Here is a 6,115-nt window from a genome sequence, read left to right as displayed (position 1 = left end):
GTCAGATTCTCGTAGTTGCCGCCTGTAACGGACGTAATGCTGTTGGCGACCGGAGCGTTGCCCTGGTAGACGTCGTTTGGTGCGGTGAAGTTGACCGAACCGGTGCTCTGGCCGACGACAATGGTGATGGCCTGGCCATTCAACAGGCTGACCACGACAGGCGCGCCAGTGACCGGAGCGCCCACCGAAGCGGTGTACACGATGGTCCCACCTTCGGCGACGCTCGGCGTGGCGGTCAGGGTGACGGTCGAAGTGGCGGTGACATCGGTGACGGCCGTGCTGACCGGTGCCGGGCTGGAGGTCAGACTTTCATAGTTGCCCCCGCTTACAGCGGTGATGCTGTTGGTGACCGGGGCGTTACCTTGGTAGGCATCGTTTGGCGCGGTGTAACTGAGGGAGCCCGAGCTTTGGCCAATGGCAATCGTGATGGCTTGGCCATTCGACAGGCTGACCACGACCGGCGTACCTGTAACTGGGGCCGCCACCGAAGCGGTGTAAACGATCGTACCGCCTTCGGCCACGCTCGGCGTCGCCGTTAGGGTAACGGTCGACGTGTCGGTCACATCAGTGACCGCCGTGCTGACCGGCGTCGGGCTGGAGGTCAGGTTCTCATAGTTGCCGCCGCTGACCCCGGTGATGCTGTTGGTAACCGGCGCATTGCCTTGGTAAGCGTCGTTTGGCGCGGTGTAGTTGACCGAACCTGAGCTTTGGCCGACTGCGATGGTAATGGCCTGGCCGTTGGACAAGGTCACCAGGACCGGGGCACCAGTTACGGGCGCGCCGACACTGGCGGTGTAAACGATGGTCCCACCCTCGGCCACGCTCGGCGTGGCCGTCAGGGTAACGGTCGAGGTGTCGGTGACATCAGTGACTGCGGTGCTGACCGGAGTCGGGCTGGAGGTCAGGTTCTCGTAGTTGCCACCGCTGACACCAGTAATGCTGTTGGTAACCGGCGCATTACCCTGATAGGCATCGTTCGGTGCGGTGAAGTTGACCGAACCGGTGCTCTGACCGACGGCGATGGTTATGGCTTGGCCGTTGGACAAGGTCACCAGGACCGAGGCACCAGTAACGGGAGCGCCGACACTGGCGGTGTAAACAATGGTCCCACCCTCGGCCACGCTCGGCGTGGCCGTCAGGGAGACGGTGGAGATGTCAGTTACATCGGTGACGGCTGTACTGACCGGCGTCGGGCTGGACGTCAGGTTCTCATAGTTGCCGCCGCTGACCCCGGTGATGCTGTTGGTAACCGGCGCATTGCCTTGGTAAGCGTCGTTTGGCGAGGTGTAGTTGACCGAGCCGGAGCTCTGGCCCACCGGAATCGTGATGGCCTGGCCGTTCCCCAAGGTCACCACAACCGGCGTCCCCGTAACCGGTGCGTCGACCGAGGCGGAGTACACGATGGTGCCGCCCTCGGCGACGCTTGGCGTTGCAGTCAGGGTAACAGTCGAGGTATCGGTGACATCGGTCACGGCTGTGCTGACCGGAGTCGGACTGGAGGTCAGGTTTTCGTAGTTGCCACCACTGACAGCGGTGATGCTGTTGATGACCGGGGCGTTGCCTTGGTAGGCATCGTTCGGCGCGGTGAAATTGACCGACCCTGAGCTCTGGCCAACCGCGATGGTGATCGCTTGGCCATTGGAAAGGCTGACCACGACCGGTGTTCCGGTGACGGGAGCATCGACACTGGCGGTATAAACCACCGTGCCGCCTTCGGCGACGCTCGGCGTGGCAGTCAGCGTAACGGTCGAGGTGTCGGTCACGTCAGTAACGGCTGTGCTGACCGGAGTCTGAATTGAAGTCAGATTCTCGTAGTTACCGCCGCTGACCCCGGTGATGCTGTTAGTGACCGGCGCGTTGCCTTGATAGGCGTCGTTCGGCGCGGTGAAGTTGACCGAACCCGAGCTCTGACCGACGGCGATGGTGATGGCCTGGCCGTTGGAAAGGTTGACCACGACAGGCGTGCCGGTGACCGGAGCATTTACAGACGCGGTGTACACGATGGTCCCGCCTTCGGCGACGCTCGGCGTGGCAGTCAGCGTAACGGTCGAAGTGTCGGTCACGTCAGTAACCGCCGTGCTGACCGGGATCGAGCTTGAAGTCAGATTCTCATAGTTACCGCCGCTGACCCCGGTGATGCTGTTAGTGACTGGCGCGTTGCCCTGGTAGGCATCGTTCGGCGCGGTGTAGTTGACCGAACCCGAGCTCTGACCGACGGCGATGGTGATGGCTTGGCCATTCGATAGGCTGACCACGACAGGCGTACCGGTGACCGGAGCACCTACAGACGCGGTGTACACGATGGTCCCACCTTCGGCCACGCTCGGCGTAGCCGTCAGCGTAACGATCGGGGTGTCGGTCACGTCGGTGACCGCGGTGCTGACCGAAGTCGGGCTGGAGGTCAGGTTCTCGTAGTTACCGCCGCTCACGCTCGTGATGCTGTTGGTGACTGGAGCGCTGCCTTGGTAGACGTCGTTTGGCGCGGTGTAGTTGATCGAGCCTGAACTCTGGCCCACGGCAATCGTGATCGACTGGCCATTGGTCAGGATCACCAGAACCGGCGTGCCGGTAACCGGAGCGTCCACCGACGCGGTGTAAACAATGGTGCCGCCCTCGGCCACGCTCGGGGTAGCGGTCAGGGTAACGGTCGAAGTGTTGGTCACGTCAGTGACGGCTGTGCTGACCGGCGTCGGACTTGAAGTCAGATTCTCGTAGTTGCCGCCGGTAACGGACGTAATGCTGTTGGCGACCGGAGCGTTGCCCTGGTAGACGTCGTTCGGTGCGGTGAAGTTGATCGAACCCGAACTCTGGCCGACCGCGATGGTGATGGCCTGTCCGTTCGACAGGCTGACCACAACAGGCGTGCCAGTGACGGGCGCGCTTACCGAAGCGGTGTACACGATGGTCCCGCCTTCGGCGACGCTCGGCGTGGCAGTCAGGGTGACAGTCGAGGTGTCGGTGACATCAGTGACTGCTGTGCTGACCGGAGTCGGGCTGGAGGTCAGGTTCTCGTAGTTGCCGCCGGTCACGGAAGTAATGCTGTTGGTGACCGGCGCGTTGCCTTGGTAGGCATCGTTCGGGGCGGTGTAGTTGATGGAGCCCGAGCTTTGGCCAACGGCAATCGTAATGGCCTGGCCACTCGCCAGGCTGACCACGACCGGCGTGCCGGTGACCGGAGCGCTTACCGAAGCGGTGTAAATGATCGTGCCGCCTTCCGCGACGCTCGGCGTTGCTGTCAGCGTGACAGTCGAAGTATCGAGGACATCGATGACCGCGGTGCTGACGGGCGAAACCATGACCGCCAGGCTTTCGTAATTGCCACCACTGACCCCGGTGATACGGGTGCTCAGCGCAGCGTCGCCCTGGTAAGCGTCGTTTGGAGCCGTATAGCTCACAGAGCCTGAACTCTGCCCTACCGCAATGGTAATACTCTGGCCATTGGCAAGCGTCACCACCAGCGGGCTGCCAGTCACCGGCGCGCTCACGGATGCGGTGTAGACGACGGCGCCGCCTTCGGCCACGCTCGCGGTGGCGCCAAGAATGAGCGTCGAAGTGCTCGCTACATCAGTCACCACCGTACTGACAGCCGCCGGGTTGGCGACGAGGTTTTCATAATTGCCCCCGGTAACAGAGGCGATGCTGTTGGTCAGCGCTGTATTGCCCTGGTAGGCGTCATCCGGTGCAGTGAAGTTGACCGACCCCGAACTCTGGCCTACCGCAATGGTGATCGCCTGCCCGTTGGCAAGTGTCACCACGAGCGGAGCGCCCGTTACCGGCGTGCTCACGGTAGCGGTGTATACGAGGGTCCCGCCCTCGGCCACGCTCGATGACCCACTGAGGGTTACCACCGAAGGGTCGAGGATATCGGTGACCAGCGTGACGGCAGGGGACTGGTTGGGGATGAAGACCTGCCCCCCACCGCCACCGCTGGTGCCTGTGATGTTCACGGAGATCTGCGTGGCGTCTGCGCCATCAACCGCCGGAACAGTAATGCTGATGCTGCCAGACGTCTGCCCGGCAGCAATGACGATCACGCCGTTGTTCGACAGCGTGACCCTGAGGTTGGCCTGCGGCGCCTGGGCGACACTGGCGGTGTAGACCACGACACCACCTGCCTCGGTGATGGCAGGGGTAGCAGCAAGCGTGACGAACACCTGCGGCCTGACAGTTGCAGTCACCAGGTTATCGCTGTCATCGCTCGCCCCGGATATCTCGACCGCAGGCAACGCATTGTCGAAAGTGAATCCGCCAGTCAGGAAGCCGACGTTGGTATCTACGCTGCCGGTGGCTTCCAGTATCACGAAGGTGTGACCGCCCCCTTGTCCCCCCAGGTCGATCGTCGGGCCCTGCCCGGCGGCGGTCGCCTCAAGCTCGGTGGTCGGGTCGGCACCTGCGGTAATGGCTTGCTGCAGTTCTTCTACGGAGGGGGCTTCTTGAGCAGTGGCGGCACTGAGGTCGCTGCTGTTGTCGGGGGAATCCGAGCTCCATTGCGTATCTCGTCCCAGGTCAAGGGTGCGGCCGTCAGCGAGTTCCAGCGTAATGGCGCCGGCCGCACCCGTCTGGACCTGATCACCGGCGAAGATGCGATCCCCTTCGACCAGCACGCGACGAATACCCTCGGGAGATACAGCAAAAACTTGGCCAACAATAGTTTTGACGATGGCAACAACCGTGCTCATTGGACTCTCCGTATTACTGCTTTATCAGCTTCCGTGCGCGATGGGCGCCGAACTGCCGCTGGTTTGACGGAATGCTTACTAAAGTATTATCTAGAACTAAATGTCAATTTAACGTCCTTGGTTTATATGCATTCTGTTTATCGCCAAGTTATTGGCCTATACCTAAGTTCACACGGTAGATTCAGACTGTAATGACGGGAGAAGGGCCCTGTAAATGCTGGGTTTCAGTTAGTATCTGGTGTCCCTGACTAACTTGGCTTCCACCATTATGTCCTTCAGGATTTCCGACATCCGAGAAGCTCTTTAGTGCCGAGCAGAGCTCTTTCTCACCGCCGGCAGCCTAACGAAGTTAAGCACGCCTATACCATTTGTCGACTTGCTGACGATCTGCTATGGCCAAGTTGTTATATCGTTATATCAACTGGCAACCCAGCTGACGGCCGCTAACCTTTCAGTGCCATGAATGAAACCTTCCTGCCCCCGTATCGTCTGCTAACTGGAAAGCTCCATACTTTCGATGCGGTGCTCTACAGCCAGCTTAAACTGGCAGCGAGCAGGAGAAACTTCTGCGAGCACCCAGCCGATCAACCAATGGACAGGAAGAGCGCGCGTGGAATCCGAAGTCAGTCGAGTCCAACTCAGCCACGATCCACGCAGTCAGCACGACGATCCTTTACTGGATAGCCTGCTGACCTTGTGTGTCCTGCACCAGAAGCCTGCCAGCCGGGCCATGCTCACCACCGGCCTGCCGCTGCCCTCGCAGCGCCTGACCGCCGAGCTGCTGCCCCGCGCAGCCGCCCGGGCGGGCCTGCAAGGGCGCCTGCTGCAGCGCAAGCTGGAGCAGATCCCAAGCATTGCCATGCCGGCCATGCTGCTGCTCAAGGAAGGCCGCAGCGCCGTGCTGCTCGGATGGGAGAACGAGCACACCGCGCGCTTGCTGCTCAGCGAGAGCGACGGCGGCGAGGTGCATATCAGCCGGGATGCCCTGCTCAGCGACTACAGCGGCAAGGTGTTTTTCGCCCAGCCGCAGCACAAGTTCGACGTCAACCACGGCAACCTCATCCCGCGTGCCCGCTCCTGGTTCCGCGACACCCTGCTGCGCAGCAAGTGGCTGTATATCGATGCCATCGCTGCCAGCCTGGTGATCAACCTGATCGCCCTGGCCGCGCCGCTGTTCGTGATGAACGTCTACGACCGCGTAGTGCCCAACCAGGCCACCTCGACCCTGTGGGTGCTGGCCGTCGGCATTGGCGGTGCCTACGTCTTCGACCTGATCCTCAAGGGCCTGCGCGGTCTGTGCCTGGACCTTGCCGGCAAGAAGACCGACCTGATCATCTCGGCGACGCTGTTCGAGCGCATCGTCGGCATGTCGATGAAGTACCGCCCGGCACGGGTCGGCAGCTTTGCCCAGAACATCCACGAGTTCCAGGGCCTGC

General features: G+C 61.6%; 2 protein-coding genes. One reads left to right on the top strand and one right to left on the bottom strand.

All coding sequences use genetic code 11. The features are described from left to right. Positions 1 to 4,679 (bottom strand): beta strand repeat-containing protein (locus tag AC0ZZU_RS23840; RefSeq protein WP_476343887.1); only part of this gene is annotated, 4,679 nt, incomplete at its 3' end. Positions 4,680 to 5,289: 610 nt separating this feature from the next. Here AC0ZZU_RS23840 and AC0ZZU_RS23835 point away from each other — a divergent pair. Further along, positions 5,290 to 6,115, top strand: an 826-nt coding sequence (locus AC0ZZU_RS23835; protein ID WP_476343885.1) for a type I secretion system permease/ATPase, incomplete at its 3' end; no start/stop codon positions are given.

It is taken from the genome of Pseudomonas sp. JE3303 (assembly GCF_056312565.1).
The sequence above is the reverse complement of the archived record's forward strand: the minus strand, read 5'-3'. Positions and strand labels throughout refer to the sequence as shown.